The sequence below is a fragment of the Chitinilyticum piscinae genome (genome assembly GCF_015223195.1).
Taxonomy (GTDB): domain Bacteria; phylum Pseudomonadota; class Gammaproteobacteria; order Burkholderiales; family Chitinibacteraceae; genus Chitinilyticum; species Chitinilyticum piscinae.
Genome location: NZ_JADFUA010000002.1, coordinates 211129 through 230294 on the forward strand (window position 1 = coordinate 211129; position 19166 = coordinate 230294).

At 60.4% G+C, this 19166-nt stretch carries 16 protein-coding genes; 11 read left to right on the top strand and 5 right to left on the bottom strand.

Features of this window, described 5'->3' with window-relative positions:
* Window positions 1–14: 14 nt before the first annotated feature.
* Window positions 15–1187 carry an NlpB/DapX family lipoprotein gene (gene bamC / locus INR99_RS04875; RefSeq protein WP_194115204.1) on the bottom strand — a complete coding sequence of 391 codons (1173 nt, stop codon included), beginning with the start codon at window positions 1185–1187 and terminating at the stop codon, window positions 15–17.
* A 63-nt stretch (window positions 1188–1250) separates the two neighbouring features.
* Window positions 1251–2126 (bottom strand): 4-hydroxy-tetrahydrodipicolinate synthase, encoded by an 876-nt coding sequence (gene dapA, locus INR99_RS04880; RefSeq protein WP_194115205.1) that lies wholly within the window; start codon window positions 2124–2126, stop codon window positions 1251–1253.
* Between the two features lie 671 nt (window positions 2127–2797).
* Between dapA and nagE the strand changes: the two genes are divergently transcribed.
* The 10 genes from nagE to tilS all read left to right on the top strand — a co-directional run bounded on the left by nagE (window position 2798) and on the right by tilS (window position 15551).
* The gene (nagE, locus tag INR99_RS04885) at window positions 2798–4285 is read left to right on the top strand and encodes an N-acetylglucosamine-specific PTS transporter subunit IIBC (RefSeq protein WP_194115206.1); all 1488 of its coding nucleotides are present in this window, start codon (window positions 2798–2800) and stop codon (window positions 4283–4285) included.
* Between the two features lie 23 nt (window positions 4286–4308).
* The gene (locus tag INR99_RS04890) at window positions 4309–4812 is read left to right on the top strand and encodes a PTS sugar transporter subunit IIA (RefSeq protein WP_194115207.1); all 504 of its coding nucleotides are present in this window, start codon (window positions 4309–4311) and stop codon (window positions 4810–4812) included.
* Between the two features lie 171 nt (window positions 4813–4983).
* The gene (locus INR99_RS04895) at window positions 4984–6684 is read left to right on the top strand and encodes a glutamine--tRNA ligase/YqeY domain fusion protein (protein ID WP_194115208.1); all 1701 of its coding nucleotides are present in this window, start codon (window positions 4984–4986) and stop codon (window positions 6682–6684) included.
* Entirely contained in the window at window positions 6684–7088 is a 405-nt protein-coding gene (locus INR99_RS04900) for a hypothetical protein (protein WP_194115209.1), read from the top strand. The genes INR99_RS04895 and INR99_RS04900 overlap by 1 nt, the downstream gene beginning before the upstream one ends.
* A 73-nt stretch (window positions 7089–7161) precedes the next feature.
* Window positions 7162–8880, top strand: coding sequence for an ABC transporter ATP-binding protein/permease (locus tag INR99_RS04905; protein ID WP_194115210.1), 1719 nt, complete (start codon window positions 7162–7164; stop codon window positions 8878–8880).
* Between the two features lie 72 nt (window positions 8881–8952).
* A complete protein-coding gene (hemE, locus tag INR99_RS04910) occupies window positions 8953–10005 on the top strand; it encodes a uroporphyrinogen decarboxylase (protein WP_194115211.1) in 1053 nt (350 codons plus the stop codon).
* A 327-nt stretch (window positions 10006–10332) separates the two neighbouring features.
* The gene (locus tag INR99_RS04915) at window positions 10333–12510 is read left to right on the top strand and encodes a primosomal protein N' (RefSeq protein ID WP_194115212.1); all 2178 of its coding nucleotides are present in this window, start codon (window positions 10333–10335) and stop codon (window positions 12508–12510) included.
* A gap of 93 nt (window positions 12511–12603) precedes the next feature.
* Window positions 12604–13020, top strand: coding sequence for a flagellar assembly protein FliW (gene fliW, locus INR99_RS04920; protein WP_194115213.1), 417 nt, complete (start codon window positions 12604–12606; stop codon window positions 13018–13020).
* Window positions 13021–13231: 211 nt separating this feature from the next.
* Window positions 13232–14200, top strand: coding sequence for an acetyl-CoA carboxylase carboxyltransferase subunit alpha (locus tag INR99_RS04925; protein ID WP_194115214.1), 969 nt, complete (start codon window positions 13232–13234; stop codon window positions 14198–14200).
* On the top strand, window positions 14169–15551 hold the full coding sequence (gene tilS / locus INR99_RS04930; RefSeq protein WP_194115215.1) for a tRNA lysidine(34) synthetase TilS: 1383 nt from the start codon (window positions 14169–14171) through the stop codon (window positions 15549–15551). The genes INR99_RS04925 and tilS overlap by 32 nt, the downstream gene beginning before the upstream one ends.
* Window positions 15552–15580: 29 nt before the next feature.
* Here the strand turns inward: tilS and INR99_RS04935 are convergent, their stop codons facing one another.
* Genes INR99_RS04935 through INR99_RS04945 form a run of 3 tightly spaced genes read right to left on the bottom strand, consistent with a single transcriptional unit; the run spans window position 15581 to window position 18394 of the window.
* Window positions 15581–15865 carry a metal-sensitive transcriptional regulator gene (locus INR99_RS04935; protein ID WP_194115216.1) on the bottom strand — a complete coding sequence of 95 codons (285 nt, stop codon included), beginning with the start codon at window positions 15863–15865 and terminating at the stop codon, window positions 15581–15583.
* Complete coding sequence (locus INR99_RS04940) at window positions 15849–16058, bottom strand: heavy-metal-associated domain-containing protein (protein ID WP_194115217.1); 210 nt, start codon at window positions 16056–16058, stop codon at window positions 15849–15851. Before INR99_RS04940 ends, INR99_RS04935 begins: the two co-directional genes overlap by 17 nt.
* 2 nt (window positions 16059–16060) lie before the next feature.
* Window positions 16061–18394, bottom strand: a complete 2334-nt coding sequence (locus INR99_RS04945) for a heavy metal translocating P-type ATPase (RefSeq protein ID WP_505661156.1) — start codon at window positions 18392–18394, stop codon at window positions 16061–16063.
* Window positions 18395–18611: 217 nt separating this feature from the next.
* Between INR99_RS04945 and INR99_RS04950 the strand changes: the two genes are divergently transcribed.
* Window positions 18612–19088 (top strand): dihydrofolate reductase, encoded by a 477-nt coding sequence (locus INR99_RS04950; protein ID WP_194115219.1) that lies wholly within the window; start codon window positions 18612–18614, stop codon window positions 19086–19088.
* Window positions 19089–19166: the final 78 nt, after the last annotated feature.

A 19166-nucleotide genomic window follows, 5' to 3' on the forward strand; every position in this document is an offset into this window, starting at 1 on the left:
TGCTGAGATGCGAGCTACTTGAGTTGCATCTGCAGGGCCGTCAGCAGCTTCTGTTCCAGAGCCGGGTTGGCTGGGGTGCCGGCATTGGGCTTAAGCTTGACGCGGGTGCCGCTGCCTTCCTGAGTCAGGGTCATGGTGTATTCCGGCGGCGGAGTCTTGGTGTCCTGCTTGGTGCTCTTCCAGAACGCCAGCGAAGACATCCAGTTGCTGCTCTCCTTTTCCTTGCCGATGTCGAGTTCAGCCTGACGGATCAGGTAGCTGCCCTCGGCACGGTTGCGGTCGTAGACCACGAAACCGCTGCGTTCGACGGCAAGGCCGACACGGCGCCATGCGCGATCGAAGGTGTCGGCCAGCAGCAGCGTGCCATTGCTGTCAACGCGCGCCTGGGGCTCGCGTGCCTTGGCTGCGGCATCGCCATTCACGACGACTTTCTGTGCGGCATCCTTGTCGTAACCGAGCTGTTGCAGTGCCAGTGCCAGCATCTGGGCTTCCAGATCCGGGTCGGCGGGCCGCGGTGTCCAGATGGTGGAGGTTTCACCCTGCACATTACTGTCACCACCGCCCTTCATCTCGGTGCTGCCATCACGGAAGACTTCGACCAGCCCGTGGTGCGTGATGTAGACCTCGGTGGTGCCTGGTTCACGGCCCGGCTCGACGCGGGTGCGGTAACTATCCATTTCGCCGGTGGAAAGGAAGCGGCCTGCCACCTTGTTCAGCAACTTGGTCAGAAAATCCGGCGGCAGATTGGCGCGGTTTTCCAGCCAGTCGGTTTCCATCACGCCCAGGGTCGGATTATCCGTAGCCAGCAGGAAGCCCTGGCCGATCCAGAATTCGCGCAGGTCAGCCCAGACTTTGTCGGGAGATTTGTTCACCACCAGCCAGCGCTGTGCACCGGCACGCTCCAGCTTGGCTTTCGGTGCATCCGGCATCACTTGCTGCGGGCCGCTGGCCTGGCTGGTGCGGACATAATCCTTGGCGCTGGTCTGGCTGCGGCTGAGCGTGTAATTCGCATTGCCAGCCGGAGTGGTCAGATCCGGCGGTACTTCCAGCGGGTTTTTGTTGATGTTGTCGCTGCCGGAGCGGTAATCAACCTTGCTTTGCAGCATCAGCTGATCGGACGAGCAGGCAGTCAGTGCGATCGCGGCGGCGACCGGCAGGAGTTTCAGGGCTTTGCTAGGAGAACGCATCAGTTTTCAGGCCTTGTCTAACTCGAAAAAACCACCCGTTCGGGGTGGTCGCGGGGCATCCTATCACGCCAGGGCAGCTTGCTGCATGGCGGCGTGAACCACTGGCTGGTTCTGCTCGGACAGGCGGGTGAGTGGCAGGCGGATGCCGGGGCCGATTCTGCCCAGCTGTTCGAGTGCCCACTTCACCGGAATCGGGTTGGCTTCGACGAACAGATGCTTGTGCAGCCCCTGCAGGGTGTCATCGATGGTTCGGGCGGCGGCAATATCGCCGGCCAGAGCCAGTCGACACATCTCGCTCATCGCCTTGGGGGCGACATTGGCGGTCACGGAAATGGTGCCGTGCCCACCCAGACGGATGAATTCCAGTGTGGTGGCATCATCACCGCTCAGCAGTGCAAAGCCCTCGGGCAGGCGAGCCGCCAGATCAGCTGCTCGATCAAGATTGCCGGTGGCATCCTTGATCCCGACGATGCCGTCAATGGCGGCAAGGCGCAGTACCGTGTCGTTGCTCATGTCGGTGATGGTGCGACCGGGAACGTTGTAGAGCAGTGTCGGCAGGCCGCCTTCTTCAGCGATGGCCTTGAAGTGCAGATACAGCCCTTCCTGGGTCGGCTTGTTGTAATACGGTACAACGGAGAGGCCAAAGTCAGCGCCAACAGCCTTGGCCTGCTTGGACAGATGAATGGCTTCCCGGGTGGAGTTGGCGCCTGTGCCGGCGATGACCGGGACGCGGCCTGCGGCTTGTTCGACGACAACTCGGATCAGCTCGATATGCTCTTCCACCGATACGGTGGGTGATTCGCCGGTCGTGCCTACGGCGACCAGCGCATTGGTGCCCTGTCCGATGTGCCAGTCAACGAGTTGGCGCAAGGCGGGGAAATCCAGAGAACCATCACTGTGCATGGGCGAAACCAGTGCAACCAGACTACCAGTAAGCATGACTCTGACTACCGTGTGAGGAAGTAAACCTGCATTCTAACCGAGCACGAAGGTGCGGCAAAGCATTCGACTGTCCGTAAAAGCTTTCGGAATCTGTAGTCACTTGGGGGGCAGGTACGGGGCAGGAGGCTCTGCTTTCGTTAGCGGGTGCTAATGTAAACAAATGTTGCAAATGGTCAGAAAGTGATTCGCGGCTTGCTGTGTTTGCGCTGCCTCAAGAAGATGAAGGCTGCGAGGTGTAAATCTCTCACTGGTTGCGGCGTCACCCGGTATCAACGAGGTGAGGTCGGCGGGCTGGAAATCAAGCCTGTGTGATGTAGTTCACTGAGTGTCGGCTACGTTTTTCTGGTGTATTCGGGGGGCGTGGGGTTGCTGACTGTTGGATTTTGTCAGTCTGCAGCTGGAAACTTGGGTGGTCTCGTTGTTTAGGATTGATTGGCAATGAATAATTGCGTCAGGATTTGTGCTCCAAGCACGGTTCTGAGCAGAGCCCGACAACTTGTCTTTACTTATGAAAACAGGAGGAAGCGAACGACGTGGTTGTGCCGGCAAACAATTGCCACATGACAGCTGTTTAGTTTGTGGGCGTCTCGGGCAGCTTGGCTTGCCAGAACGATGCCCGGCAAGTTTCTCAGAAACTTCGTTTCGTAATTCTTAATGAGGAAATCAAAGTGAGCGTACTAGGCTATTTGCAGAAAATCGGTCGCGCGCTGATGGTGCCGGTGGCAGTTCTTCCGGCGGCAGCGATTCTGATGGGTATCGGTTACTGGATTGATCCGGATGGCTGGGGGGCAAGCAATGCCCTGGCAGCTTTCCTGATTCAGGCTGGTGCCGCGATTATTGACCAGATGCCGATCCTGTTTGCGGTTGGTGTCGCCTACGGCATGTCGAAGGATAAGGACGGTGCAGCTGCACTGGCTGGTCTGGTTGGCTTCCTGGTTGTAACCACGCTGCTGAAGCCGGGCACTGTTGCCCAGATTCAGGGCATCCCGGTTGATCAGGTTCCGGCTGCATTCAAGAAGATCAACAACCAGTTCGTCGGTATTCTCTGCGGTGTTATCGCTGCCGAGTTGTACAACCGCTTCAGCGGTGTCGAACTGCACAAGGCACTGGCGTTCTTCTCTGGCCGCCGTCTGGTGCCGATCGTGACCTCCGTGGTGATGATTGTTGTTTCCTTCATCCTGATGGCTGTATGGCCGCACATCTACGGTGGCCTGGTTCACTTTGGTGAATCCATCGTCAGCCTGAAGGCTGTCGGTGCCGGTATCTATGCCTTCTTCAACCGTCTGCTGATTCCGGTTGGTCTGCACCATGCGCTGAACAGCGTATTCTGGTTCGACGTGGCTGGCATCAACGACATCCCGAACTTCCTGGGTGGCGCCAAGGCTCTGGCTGAAGGCAAGGCTGTTCAGGGTGTGACCGGTATGTATCAGGCTGGTTTCTTCCCGATCATGATGTTCGGTCTGCCGGGTGCTGCGCTGGCGATTTACCGTGCTGCCAAGCCGGAAAACCGCGCTCGCGTCGGTTCCATCATGCTGGCTGCTGCGATCACTTCCTTCTTCACCGGTGTAACCGAGCCGCTGGAATTCGCCTTCATGTTCGTGGCACCGGTACTGTATGTACTGCACGCGCTGCTGACAGGTGTTTCCGTGTTCATCGCCGCACAGATGCAGTGGATTGCCGGCTTCGGCTTCTCCGCCGGTCTGGTTGACTTCGTGCTCTCCAGCCGCAATCCGCTGGCGCAGAACATGATCATGCTGGTGGTGCAAGGTCTGGTGTTCTTCGCGATCTACTACTTCTCGTTCACTGCCGTCATCAAGATGCTGAACCTGAAGACTCCGGGTCGTGAAGACGACGAAGTGGCTCCGGTCGCTGCTGCTCCGGTTGCCACTGGTGGCAACGAAACCGAGAACCTGGCGCATGCCTACCTGGCCGCAATCGGTGGTGCTGCCAACGTAACTGACATTGATGCGTGTATTACCCGTCTGCGTCTGACGCTGGGTGATGCTGCCAAGGTTGACGAGGCTGCAGCCAAGCGTGCCGGTGCTAGCGGTGTGGTGAAGCTGAATGCGACCAACGTTCAGATCATCATCGGGCCGAAGGCCGAGCTGGTTGCTGCCGCCATGCGCAATCTGGTGGGTAACTCCGCAAAAAAGTAATTGAGGCCGCATCATCGGCGCCGGTGGCAACACCGCCGGCCGCCGGTGGCTCTGCTGCAGTTGCTGCCGGGATCGTGCTGCTGGCTCCGGTCAGTGGTGAGGTTGTCGCGCTGGAAGATGTGCCCGATGCGGCCTTCGCCAGCAAGGCAGTGGGGGATGGCGTGGCCATCCGCCCGACCGGCAAGACCGTGGTAGCGCCTGCCGATGGTGTTCTGGCCAAAATCTTCAATACCAACCATGCGTTCGCGCTGGTGTGTGATAGCGGTGCCGAACTGATCGTTCATATCGGCATTGAGACGGTCAAACTGGGAGGTCAGGGCTTTACTCGTCTGGCCGAGCAGGGAAGCCGCGTGAAGGCCGGTGATCCGGTTCTGGAACTGGATCTGGATTATCTGGCAGCCAATGCTGCTTCGATCATCAGTCCGGTAGTGCTGAGCAATTCCGACGATTTTGCCGGGATCGCCCAGCAGGCCAGTGGTCAGGTGGAGGCCGGCAAGTCCGTGCTCTACACGATCAAGGCCAAATAAGTCTGGCTGACTGAAAAAGCCGATTGCAGGATGAGGGCGGACTTCGGTTCGCCCTTGTTCTTTTTGCCGGTGCGGTGATGCAATTGCTGCAGCATAAGTAGGGTACTGGCAGCGGTTGCGGCGCTTTTTCGCTACAATCACGCCTTTGTTATGCATCCTAACGAGCGACCGATGAGCAACGAGGCGCCTGCAGCAACTCCCGCAATCAATCATTTCATCCGCACCATCATCGACAATGATCTGGCCAGCGGCAAACACAGCGCCATCCAGACGCGCTTCCCGCCGGAGCCCAACGGCTATCTGCATGTGGGGCATGCCAAGTCCATTTGCCTGAACTTTGGTCTGGCTCGGGACTACAACGGTCTGTGCAATCTGCGCATGGACGATACCAATCCCGAGAAGGAAGAAGACGAGTACGTCAACGCGATTCGCGAAGATGTCAGCTGGCTGGGTTTTGACTGGGCTGGCGAGGTCCGCTATGCCTCGGATTACTTCCAGCAGCTCTACGACTACGCCGAAGAATTGATCCAGGCCGGCAAGGCGTTTGTGTGCGAACTCAATGCCGAAGAAATGCGCGCCCACCGCGGTGATTTCACCACGCCGGGCAAGAACAGCCCGTACCGCGAACGCAGCATCGAGGAAAACCTCGACCTGTTCCGCCGCATGAAGGCCGGCGAATTTCCGGATGGCAGCAAGACGCTGCGCCTGAAGATCGACATGGCCTCGCCCAACCTCAATCTGCGTGATCCGGTGATCTACCGCATTCGCCGTGCGCATCATCACCGCACCGGTGACGCGTGGTGCATCTACCCGATGTACGACTACACGCATTGCATCTCGGATGCGATCGAAGGCATCACGCACAGTCTGTGTACGCTGGAATTCGAAGCGCACCGGCCGCTGTATGACTGGGTGCTCGACAATATTTCCATCGGCTGTCATCCGCAACAGATCGAATTTTCGCGCCTTGAGCTACTGTCCTCCGTCACCTCGAAGCGCAAGCTCAACCAGCTGGTGACCGAAGGTCTGGTCAGTGGCTGGGACGATCCGCGCATGCCGACCATTTCGGGCATGCGTCGCCGTGGTTATTCTCCGGAAGGCATTCGCCTGTTTGCGCAGCGTTGCGGTATTTCCAAGTCGGAGAACATCATCGAGTTTTCCGTGCTCGAAGGTGCGGTGCGTGAAGAGCTGGAAGCCAGCAGCCCGCGCGTGATGGCCGTACTGAATCCGATCAAGGTCACGCTCACCAATTTCGAGCCGGGCGTGACCGGTTCGCGCAGTGCGCCATTCCACCCGCATCATCCCGAATTTGGCGAGCGTGAAGTGCCGCTGGCGCGCGAAATCTGGATCGAGCGTGACGATTTTGCCGAAGACCCGCCCAAGGGCTGGCAGCGTCTGTTCCCCGGCGGTGAAGTGCGCCTGCGCTACTCCTACGTCATCAAGTGCGACGAAGTGATCAAGGATGCAGCCGGTAACGTCGTCGAACTGAAGTGTTCGCTCGACCCGGACACGCTGGGGCAGAACCCGGTCGGCCGCAAGGTCAAGGGCGTGATTCACTGGGTATCCGCCGAGCATGCGGTTGAAGCCGAGGTCCGCCTCTATGACCGGCTGTTTACCGAGGATCGCCCGGACGCTATCCGCGGCGAAGATGGCCAGTATCTGGATTTCAAGCAGTTCATCAACGCCGACTCACTCACTGTCGTGACAGGTTATATCGAACCGGTGGTGAACGATCTGGCGCCGGAATCGCGCTACCAGTTCGAGCGCCTGGGTTATTTCGTGACGGATCGCCGTGATCATGTACCGGGCCAGAAGATCGTCTTCAACCGCACTGTCACGCTCAAGGATTCCTGGGCGAAGGAGAGCAAATAATGCGCGCACTTGCTGGTCTGACTTTGCTAATGGCAATGCTGTCGCCGCTGGCCCAGGCCGAGACGGCCTCGGCACCGGCACAAGCCGCGAAGCCCATTTTTGTCGGCAAGCCCGGCGAGGCGCCCGTGCCGGTGGTCTACCGCTGGCTGAGCGACCGGATTGCCGACGAGAATGGCCTCTTTGGCTACCCGAAGCTGGTACTGACCCAGACCGGCAAGGGCGAGGATATCCGCAGCGTGGACGTGACCGTGGTGATGGACGGCTTGCCGGATGATGCGGTGAAAACCCAGCGCTATCAGCTCAGACTCGATTTTGTGGCTGAGGCTTGGCAGATCGCCGCTGCCCGTCAGGACTGGCAATGCCGGCGTGCTGGCAAGGGTTGGACACAACGACCCTGTCAATAATGGGTATCTTGTTGGGGGCCTTTCTGATTGTGGTCTCCATTTGAATTAGGCGTTTGGGTATAGCGAGGTACGGATGACGCAGCAAGCTCAGGTAGTCCAGACCACCCCGATGCGGGAGTTGCTGCCGCATTTCTGGGAATTGGCCAGACCTTTCTGGCGTTCCGAGGAAAAATGGAAGGCTTGGGGCTTGCTCTCCGTCGTGATTGGCCTGTCACTGTTTCTGGTATGGCTCAATGTCCAGTTCAATGACGTCTACAAGGTCATGTATGACGCCATGCAGGCCTACGATGGCAAGAAGTTCTGGGAATCGATCACCCGCTTCAGCATTCTGGCCGCGATCAACATTGTCTCCTTTGTACACATGGTCTATTTCCGGCAGATGCTGGAGATCAAATGGCGCCGCTGGCTCACGCAGGAGCTGACCTGGCGCTGGTTGCGCGGGCAGAATTACTATCGCATGCAGCTGACTGACAAGTCGACGGATAACCCCGACCAGCGGATTGCGGAAGACTGTGGTCAATTCGTGCAGCTCACCCTCAAGCTGGGACTGGGGCTGCTGACCTCGGTGGTGACCTTCTGCGCCTTTGCCCCGATTCTCTGGCGCCTATCGGGTGGGGCCAATTTCGGCTTCCTGTTTGGAATGAATCTGCACGTCCCTGGCTATTTGCTCTGGATCGCGATTGTCTATGCGCTGTTCGGTTCCGTGCTGGCGGCCTGGGTGGGGCACAAGCTGGTTGGCCTGAACTTCCTGCAGCAAAAGCGCGAGGCGGATTTCCGCTATTCACTGATCCGGGTTCGCGACAATGCGGAGTCGATCGCGCTGTATGGCGGCGAAGAATACGAGAAAGCTCCGCTGCGCAACCGCTTCGGCATGGTGGTCGACAATTTCTGGACCATCATGCGTTTCGAGAAACGCGTGAATGCGTTTTCCAGCTTCTGGGCACAATTGGCAATCATTTTCCCGCTGGTCATTTCTGCCCCCCGGTTTTTTGCCAAGCAGATCAGTCTTGGCGATGTCATGCAGATATCCTCCGCGTTCGGCAAGGTTTACGATTCGCTGGAATTCTTCATCGACAGTTTCAAGGTGCTGGCGGTCTGGAAGGCCGTCATCGACCGTCTGGCAACCTTCAATCGCAGCCTTGCCGCTGCCGAGCAGTTGCAGGTTCCTCAGCCGGAAGTCATTCCCCATGGTCTGGCGCTGACGGAAATGTCGGTCAGCCAGCCGGACGGCTATCCTCTGGTTCGGGAACTGAGCCTGCAATTGCAACCCGGTGAACGCCTGCTGGTGCGTGGCCCTTCGGGAACGGGCAAGAGCACACTGCTGCGCGCCCTTGCGGGCATCTGGCCGTATTGCAGTGGCATGTTCGGGTATTCACGGACGGGGGGCGTGTTGTTCCTGTCACAGCGGCCATATTTGCCGCTGGGTAGTCTGCGCGACGCGCTGCGTTATCCGCAGGCAACATTGCCCGTTTCGGACGATGAGTTACTGGAAATGCTGCGCGCGGTCGGGCTTTCGCATCTCGCCCACCGTTTGTCCGACGAGGAAAACTGGTCGCAGATACTCAGTGGTGGCGAACAGCAGCGTGTGGCGGTTGTCCGTGCCTTGCTGGTAAAACCGGCCCTGCTGGTACTCGACGAGGCAACCAGTGCCGTGGATGAGCCGGCAGAGCGCAGGATGTATCAGTTGCTGCTTGAGCACATGCCTCAGAGCATCGTGATCAGCGTGGGACACCGTAGTACGCTGGCCGAGCACCACAACCGATTCCTGGATTTGCAGCCCCGTTCGGCCTGAGCCGATGGCGGCGCTGTTTGATTGACCGGCCCGGAGCCTGTGCCCGGGCTTTTGTTTAATAAGAAGGTTTTCATGCTCAAGAACGATACATTCCTGCGCGCGCTGCTGCGTCAGCCTGTTGATTACACCCCGGTCTGGCTGATGCGCCAGGCTGGTCGCTACCTGCCGGAATACTGTGCGACGCGCAAGCAGGCCGGATCCTTCCTGCAGCTGTGCAAATCGAAAGAGCTGGCGACCGAAGTCACGCTGCAGCCGCTGGAGCGTTTTCCGCTGGATGCGGCCATCCTGTTTTCCGACATCCTCACCGTACCCGATGCGATGGGGTTGGGCTTGTATTTTGCCGAAGGCGAAGGCCCCAAGTTCGAGCGTCCCCTGCGTGATGAGGCCGCGATCAAGGCGCTGGTGGTACCGGACATGCGCGAGCTGCGGTACGTGTTCGATGCGGTGTCGAGCATCCGTACTGCGCTGGATAACCGTGTGCCGCTGATCGGCTTTTCTGGCAGCCCCTTTACGCTGGCTTGCTACATGATCGAGGGAGGCGGTTCGGATGACTTCAGGCGGGTGAAAACGATGATGTATGACCGTCCCGACTTGCTACATCATATTCTCGAGATCAATGCCCGTACGGTAACCGAATATCTGAATACCCAGATCGAATGTGGTGCCCAGGCCGTCCAGATTTTCGACACCTGGGGCGGGGCGCTGGCCTACGGCAAATACCAGGAATTCTCGCTGGCTTATATGGCGAAGATTGTCGCCGGCCTCAAGCGCGAGCATGACGGGCAGCGTATCCCCGTGATTCTGTTCACCAAAGGCGGTGGCCAGTGGCTGGAAGATCTGGCAGCTACCGGTTGTGATGCGCTGGGGCTGGACTGGACCGTGAATCTTGCCGATGCACGCCGCCGCGTCGGTGACAAGGTCGCGCTGCAGGGCAACTTTGATCCCAATGCATTGTTTGCCCAGCCCGCAGCGATCGAGCTGGAAGTGAAACGCTTGCTTGCTGACTACGGAAACGGGAGTGGCCATGTGTTCAATCTTGGGCATGGCATCTCGCAATTCACCAATCCGGAGCATGTCGCGGCACTGGTGCAGACCGTCCATGCACACTCAAAAACTTACAAATAATCGAATTATTCGTAATCCTGTTATTTTTCATTGGGATGCACCGGTTTGATGAGGAAATTCATCAGCAATGCATCCCAAGTTATGCACACCGTTGGTGCAAGGTGCACAGTCTTGTCAATAGGGTGGAAAAAAAACTTGTAAAGCGTTGCTTTTTTGCAAGCAATTGATTTTAAAGAAAATTTTATTTCGATTATTTTTTGGGCAATCTAGTGCAAGTGCTGGTCTGCTTGGCGTTTTTACCGTTTTGCTCAGACTCTCCACAAAGTTATCCACAGAATCTGTGAATAAGATGTTACGTTGCAACAAACGCGATTGCATGAAAGAAAAATGACAGAAAAATGTCTGCAGGTTGCGCTGGATGTGCCGCTGGATCGACTGTTCAGCTATGGCGCGGGCGAGTTCAATCCGCAGATCGGTGAGCGGGTTCTGGTTCCATTCGGTCCCCGCCGGCTGTCGGGGATCGTGCTGGCGACCGGGGCAGATCCGGGAGAGTACGCCGGAAAGTTGCGCTCGATTCTGGCCTGTCCTGCCGATATGCCGCCGCTGCCTGAGCAGGTGCTGGCGCTGTGCCGTTTTGTTGCCAGTTATTACCATCACCCCCTGGGGGCGGTGCTGGCCGCTGCAGTCCCGGTGGTGTTCCGGGGAACGGCCAGCTTCAGCCCACCAGACCCGGAGTATCTCTATCAGGCTGGTGATCTGCAGGCCTTGCTGAGCGCAATTGGTTCGCGTGCACCTGCTCGACTGAAGGTGGCCGAATTGCTGGCTGTACCGGTTACGGCCGGCCAGTTGCGCAGCGCCAATCCCGCTGCCATGCGCTGGGTGCGTGACTGGCAGGCCGCAGGTTTCGTGCAAACCACCACAGCAGAAGCGGATTCTGCCGGAGAGACTTTGTTGCTGGGCCCCCAGCCCCCGCTGAATGCCGAGCAGCAGGCTGCCGTTGCGGCGATCGCTGCGGCTACCGGCTTTGCGCCCTTTTTGTTATATGGCATTACCGGCAGCGGCAAGACCGAAGTTTATCTGCAGGCGATTGCCAGCCAGCTTGCTGCTGGCAGGCAAGTGCTGGTGCTGGTGCCGGAAATCAATCTTACCCCGCAGCTGGAACAGCGGTTCCGGCAGCGCTTCCCGGCCGTGCTCCTTGCCAGCCTGCACAGCGGGCTGAATGACCGTCAGCGCGCGCTGGCTTGGCTCGATGCGACGCAAGGGCGGGCGAAAATCGTGCTCGGAACGCGTCTATCCGTATTCACACCGTTGCCGCAGCTGGGACTGATCGTGGTCGACGAAGAACATGATCCGTCCTACAAGCAACAAGACGGTGTGCGCTACTCGGCGCGCGATGTGGCCGTTTACCGGGCGCGGCAGTCACGCGTGCCGGTGGTGCTTGGCTCGGCGACGCCATCGCTGGAAACCTGGCAGAATGCGCAAGCCAAGCGCTATACCTTGTTACCCTTGACTCGGCGCGCGGTTAAGGACGCCACCCTCCCGGCAATACGCCTGCTTCCCGTCAAAAAGATCCGTGCTGCCGAGGGCTTGCATCCGCTGGCGCGGGAGGCGGTCGAGCGAGCCCTGCAGGCCGGGCGGCAGGCGCTGGTCTTCATCAACCGGCGTGGTTATGCGCCCGTGCTGGCGTGTACCGAGTGTGGCTGGATGGCCAGTTGTCGCCACTGCGCCGCACGGTTGGTGCTGCATCTGGGGGAATCACGCCTGCGCTGCCATCATTGCGGCTTCGAAGAGGCGGTGACGCCCGCCTGTCCGGATTGCGGCAATCACGATCTGCAGCCGGTGGGGCACGGCACGCAGCGTCTGGAAGACATCGTCGCCAAGCAGTTCCCGGGGGCGAGGGTGTTGCGCATTGACCGTGACAGCACCCGCCGCAAGGGTGAGCTGGATGCAGCACTCAAGCAGGTGCACGATGGGGACGCCGATATACTGATTGGTACGCAGATGCTGGCCAAGGGGCACGATTTTCCGCGTCTGTCCTGTGTGGTGATTCTCAATGCCGATACGGGGCTCTACAGCATGGATTTTCGTGCCGAGGAGCGGCTGTTTGCGCTGCTGACCCAGGTGGCCGGTCGCGCCGGACGGCACGGGCAGGGCGGAGAGGTGCTGATCCAGACGCTGTTCGAGGATCACCCTTTCTATGCGCAGCTGCTGGATGGTGATTATGCGCGGCTGGCGCAACGGCTGCTGGCCGAGCGCCGGCAGTTGCGACTGCCACCCTTCACGCAGTGGGCCATTCTGCGTGCCGAAGCGCCGCAGCTGCCGCGGGTACAGGCTTTTCTCGATGCGGCGCGACTGGCATTTCCTCATCTGCGCGGGCTGGTCGTGCACGAGCCGGTTGCGGCCAGCATGACCCGTCGGGCAGGCCATGAGCGTATGCAACTGCTGCTTGTTGCCGACACCCGCGCCGTGCTGCATCAGGCGATGGACGAGGCATTGCCGCGGATCGCTGCGCTTCCCGATAGCCAGATACGCTGGTCGCTGGATGTGGATCCGCTCGAAGTGTGACGAGTAAGTCAGTTCCGGGCGCTTGTGCTTGGGCTGCCGGGCGGTTTGCTCTATGCTGGGCTTCACGCATTTTCTGATCCGGAGAGTAAGCCCATGCAGCAATTCAGTACCCCGTTTGGCACTATCGACGTTGATCCTGCTACCGTGATCGATTTTCCGCTGGGCTTGCCCGGTTTCGAACAATGCCATCGTTTCAAGCTGCTGCATGAAGAGCGCGATGCCCCCACCGTGTACTGGCTGCAGTCGCTGGATGATGCCGAAGTCTGCTTCAGCGTGATCGAGGCTGACCGGCTGGGCTTGAACTATCAGGTGAAGCTCAGTGACGAAGAGTGCGCGCTGATCGCGCTCGATGATGCATCGCAGGCGCAACTGCTGCTGATGCTCGCCCGTGATGATGCATCCGACAAGGTCAAGGCACTGACCCAATCACCTCTGGTGCTGAATCTGCAAGCACGCAAGGGCATGCAGAAGGCCGGGTTACGTGCGCAGATCGTGCTGACCAATGATTGATTGCTCGGGCTGGGCCGGATCCATCGTGGGGCCGGCACGCTCCCTTGGAGGCTGCGGCCGCCCTGGGTGAGATCCTGTCTGTGGTGCTGCGAGGTCAGTGCGCCGGTCGAGAGGATTGGTATCAGTTGCTGGCTTACGGTATTATGGCGGGATTTTGCGTTTGCCCGCTGCGGGCAGATCTGGTCGCTTGCGCCCTGGAGATGAGCTAGCTATGAAAACCACTTTTCTCGACTTCGAGCAGCCGATTGCCGAGCTGGAAAACAAGATCGAGGAACTGCGCTTTGTGCAGGACGATTCTGCCGTCGACATTTCGGTGGAGATCTCGCACCTGGAAAAGAAAAGCCAGGAACTGACCAAAACCATCTACGCCAAGCTGTCGCCCTGGCAGATTTCGCAGGTATCGCGCCATCCGCAGCGCCCCTATACGCTGGACTACCTCAGCGGCATCTTCACCGATTTCGAAGAGCTGCATGGCGATCGTGCGTTTGCCGATGATCCCGCTATTGTGGGCGGCATTGCGCGGTTCAATGGTCAGTCTGTCATGGTTATCGGCCACCAGAAGGGGCGTGATACCAAGGAAAAGATCTTCCGCAATTTCGGCATGCCGCGTCCGGAAGGCTATCGCAAGGCGCTGCGCCTGATGAAGCTGGCCGAGAAATTCAATCTGCCGGTGATTACCTTTATCGACACCCCGGGTGCTTACCCCGGGATCGGTGCCGAGGAACGCGGCCAGTCCGAAGCCATCGGCCGCAATCTTTACGAAATGGCCAAGCTGCGCGTGCCGGTGATCTGCACCGTGATTGGCGAAGGTGGTTCCGGCGGTGCGCTGGCGATTGCTGTCGGCGATACCGTGCAGATGCTGCAGTATTCGACCTATTCGGTGATTTCGCCGGAAGGCTGCGCCTCCATTCTGTTCAAGACCGCCGAGCGTGCACCGGATGCCGCTGAAATGCTGGGCATCACCGCCAACCGCCTCAAATCGCTGGGGCTGGTCGACAAGGTCATCAACGAGCCGGTTGGTGGAGCGCACCGCAATCCGGTGCAGATGATGGCATCGATGAAAAAAGCCATTGCCGATGCCCTGCGTGCCCAGCAGGAAAAATCCATCGACGACCTGCTCGAAGCACGTTTTGACCGTCTGATGAGCTATGGCCAGTTCAAGGAAGAAGCCATCGCCTGATGCCCTGGCGGGACGGCTGGCCGACTGGTTGCGCCGCCGCCTGCCTGATTCCGCTGGCGCCCACGGTCAGCCACTGCGCCTCTGCGTCGCCTTGTCCGGTGGACTGGATTCCATCGTGCTGCTGGATCTGCTGCAGTGCGTGGTCACTGATTTTCCCGTTCACCTCTGTGCAGTACACGTGCATCACGGCCTGCAGGCACAGGCCGATGAGTGGGTGGCCTTTGTCCGTGAGGTCTGTGCCGCACGGTCGATTGCGTTGCAGATCGAATACGCAAGGATTGGCGAGGCACCTTCCGGCATCGAAGCCGCGGCGCGGGCTGCGCGTTACGAGGCTTTTTGCCGCCAGCCTGCCGATGTGATCCTGCTGGCTCATCACCGGAACGATCAGGCGGAGACGGTGTTGCACCACGCGCTGCGCGGCAATGGGCTGGCAGGTCTGGCCGCCATGCCGGCCGAGCGTGCGTTGCAACCGGGCTTGCAGTTGTGGCGACCCTTGCTCGACGAATCGCGCAGCACCTTGCTGGCCTGGGCGCAGCAGCGCCGGCTGGCCTGGGTGGAAGACCCCAGCAATACCGATCAGCGTTATACCCGCAACCTCCTGCGTCAGCGTATTTTGCCTGAACTCGAGCATCATTTTCCTGCCACAGGGCGGGCGCTGGCCAGGCTGGCGCAGCATGCTGCCGAAGCCAATGGCTTGCTTGCCGAGCTGGCGCGAGACGATCTGCGGCTGGCAGTCACTGAAGGCTGGTTGGCGCCGCAGGCCCTGATGCACGTGTCGTCAGCCCGCCAGCGCAATGCGCTGCGTTACTGGTTGCGCGAGGAGGGCTGGCAGGCCGACGCCGCGGTGTTTGAAAGCCTGTGGGTATCGGTTCAGAGCCTCGATTACGAAAGTGATCTGGCGGTATCGGTTGCCGGGTATTGCGTGCGGGCGTATCGCGGCCGGCTTTGCGTGACGCCGGCGGAGCTCCGGTCGGGCGCACCTGCGCTGCTCGACATGCCGCAGGCTGATGTGTGCCAGTTTGCCCCCGGCTGGTCACTGGGCGTGCGCTGGGACTGGCGCCCCGGTGGGATAGCCCCCTGCTGGCTGGCGCCTGGCACGAGCTTGCGCGTGCGCCGGCCCGGTGATCAACTTCGGGTGCGGGGAATGCGGCGCGAGTTCAAGCAACTGTGCCAGCAAGCCGGCATTCCGTCCTGGTTGCGGGATTGTCTGCCGGTACTGGAATGTGACGGACAGTTGCTGGCAATTGCCGGGGTGGCCGTTGATGATGCCGTCTCTGCCCGCGAGCTGGCGGGCTGGTGGCCGGAGATCGTGCCTGTGTGGCTCTCAGGCAAAGAAAAACCGCCGGTGTGACGGCGGTTTTTCCCGATCGCGCTGCGGCATTATTTCACCAGCTGGCGAACCACTTTCAGTACTTCCTCGACAGCGGCATCGCCCTTCTTGCTGCCGATGGCGGCGTCGACGCTGACGCGGGCGTGTTCTTCCAGCAGTTGCAGCGACAAGGCATCCAGCGCATTACGGGCAGCAGTGACCTGGTGCAGAATGTCGATCGAATAGCGCTCTTCGTCGATCATGCGGCCGACAGCCGAGACTTGGCCGTTGATGCGGTTGACGCGCTTGATCAGAGCGTCCTTGTTGGGGCGGATGGTTTTAGCGGATGACGTCATAGCCAGCTTCCTCGATGGTGGTGATGATGGTTTCGGCCGCAATCGCGGCCGGGTCGTACGAAATGCTTGCGCCACCTGGCTGCAGTGTCACTTCGACACTGCTGACCCCGGCAAGCGCACTGACTGCGCGACTGACCGATGCGGTGCAGCCGCCACAACTCATTCCCTCGATCGTGAGGTTCAGGATTTCCATCGCTACTCTCCTTTGATGGATGGGGAGGGGCGCCAGCGCCGCAGCAGCAGCGCATTGCTGACGACCGAAACCGAGCTCAGTGCCATTGCGGCCCCCGCCAGTACGGGGCTGAGATAGCCCAGCGCCGCCAGCGGAATGCCCAGCACATTGTAGAAAAAGGCGAAAAACAGGTTCTGCCGGATTTTGCGCAATGTGGCGCGTGAGAGTGCCAGTGCCTGCGGCAGATGCGCGGGATCGCTGTGCATCAGGGTGACATCGGCGGTTTCGAGTGCGGCGTCGGCGCCGCTGCGCATGGCAAAGCTCACGTCGGCGCTCGCCAGCGCCGGGGCGTCGTTGACCCCGTCACCGACCATGCCGACGATCCGGCCTGCGCGTTGCAATTCCTGTACTACGGCGGCTTTGCCTGCGGGCAGGACTCCCGCGCGGACTTCGGCGATGCCGAGCTCGCCGGCAATCGCCAGTGCGGTGGCGGGCAGGTCGCCGGTCAGCATCACTACGTGGATATGGCGTGAATCCAGTTCGGCCACTGCAGCCTTGCTGCTGGCGCGCGGAGTGTCGCGCAGCGCAAACAGCGCGGCGAGCTCGCCATTGCACTGCATGCCGATCACGGTGCAGCCGCGGCTCGCCGCAGCGGCAGTCCAGTCGCTCGCCGCTTGCGGCCAGCTGCCCAGCCATTCCGGTTTGCCGATGCGCAACTCCTGGCCGGCGACACGTGCCAAGATGCCTTGTCCGGGTGTGGCCTGCAGCGCCTCGGTGGGCAGGAGCGGCAGGCCGCGAGCTTGCGCTTCTCCCAGCAGGGCATGTGCAAGCGGATGTTCCGAGCCGGCCTCGGCGCTGGCGGCTAGCTGCAGCAGGCTGTCTGCACTGGCCGTTGTCAGCGGCTGGATGGCTTCGACGGCCGGCTTGCCGGTGGTCAGTGTGCCGGTCTTGTCCATCACCAGCGTGGTGAGGCGGGCCGCGTGCTCGAGAGCCGTTGCGTTGCGGAACAGCAGGCCGTGCCGGGCACCTATCCCCATGCCGACCATTACGGCGGTGGGCGTGGCCAGCCCCAGTGCACAGGGGCAGGCGATGACCAGCACTGCAACGGCATGCAAAGTCGCGGTCAGCCAGTCGCGGGTGATGAGTCCGGTCAGCAGGAATGTAAGCAGGGCGATGCCCAGTACGGCGGGCACAAAAATCGCGGCAATCCGGTCGGCCAGCGCCTGGATCGGCGCTTTGGAATTCTGCGCGCTGCGCACCAGTTGCAGCATTTCCGCCAGTTGTGTCTGGCCTGCAATCCCCTCGGCGCGGATGCGCAACATGCCTTCAATATTGCGGGTGCCGGCAAACACGCGATTGCCGGCGGTTTTGCTCACCGGCAGAGGTTCGCCAGTCAGCAGGGCTTCATCGATTGCGGCACTGCCATCGAGCACCGTGCCGTCGACAGCGACCTGTTCGCCATGGCGGACGATGACGACATCGCCGTGGCGCAGCTGGCTGATCGGTAGTTCGACGAGCTGGCCATCGCGCTCGGTACGTGCGGTGCGGGGTTGCAGCGCCAGCAGCTCGCCCATGGCATCGGCGGTGCGGCGCTTGGCGCGCGCCTCCAGCAGCTTGCCCAGCAGTACCAGCGTGATGATGGTGGCGCTGGCTTCGAAATACATCGGCATGTCATGCCGTCCGGCCAGCGTGATTGCGGCGCTCAGCCCCCAGGCGACGCTGGTGCCCAGCGCTACCAGCACATCCATATTGGCGCCGCCGCTGCGCAGCGCATGCCAGGCGCCGCGGTAAAAGCGCCATCCGGCGATAAATTGCACTACGCTGGCCAGCACCAGCTGCCATTCTCGGGTCAGCAGGTGGCCGTGCCCTGCAAACATCGCGGCCATTTCCAGCATGAAGGGCAGGGTGCAGCCCAGCGCCAGTGCGAATAGTGGCAGCTCGCGATTGTTTGTCGGGGTATGGCCCGTTAGGCCAGCATTTTCAATGGCTTTGGCGGTATACCCGGTTTTCTCGATTACCCGGATGACGTCTGCGGTACTCAGTGTCCCCGCAGGGATGCTCAGGGTGGCGGTGTTGCTGGCCAGATTCACATTGGCGCTGGCACCAGGCAGTCGCGACAGCGCGGCTTCGATGCGGCTGGCGCAGGCCGCGCAGGTCATGCCCTGGATGTCCAGTTCCAGCGTGCTTTGGGGAACGGAAAAACCGGCCTTGCCGATTGCCGCCAGCGCATCGCCAAGGCTGGCGGTGCCCGTGAGGGTCAGCTCGGCGGACTCGCTGGCAAAGCTGACGCTCGCGTCGATGCCGGCTTGCCGCTTGAGTACTTTTTCCAGCCGTGCCGCGCATGCGGCGCAGGTCATCCCGCTGATGGGCAGCGTGTGATGCCGGCTGGTGTCGGAAGGTGATGGTGATATACCCATGCCAAGTATGGTATGACGCGCAGAGCCTCTATACAAGCCAAGTTTGGGCTTATCCCCATGATTTTCGGTATTTTCCGCCGAACGTGATGACTGGCGGACTTTCCCCCTGGGCATGCCCTGCGGGTACACTGTGGCTTTTGCTGTTCGGAGTTGTTTGATGAAGCTGGCCATGATTGCCGCCGTCGCCCGTAACGGGGTCATCGGAGTGGAAAACCGCCTGCCGTTCCGCCTGCCTGCGGATCTGAAGCGCTTCAAGGCGCTGACCATGGGTGCGCCCATGATCATGGGGCGCAAGACCTTTGAATCGCTGCCCGGCCTGCTGCCGGGGCGCCGTCATCTGGTCATCAGCCGCAATACCGGTTGGCAGGTCGAAGGGGCGGAAGTGTTTGCTTCGCTGGATGAGGCGCTCGCAGCCTGTGGCGCAGCAGAGACAGCGTTCATTATTGGTGGCGGTGAAATCTACCGGCTGGCGCTGCCACGCGCCGATCTGCTTTTTATTACCGAGGTAGACGCCGCGCCGGAGGGCGATACGACATTCCCCGAGATCGGTGCCGAGTGGCAGTTGCTTGGTCGCAGCGAAGCGCAAACGGCGCCTGATGGCACAGTCTTTCATTTTTGCGATTACCGGCGCTGATCGCGCCGCCCTTGCGGAAATCCCGCAAGGCGCTGCAGCGGGTCTTCGGGCACTATCTGGGTTTTGCTTTGATAGTAT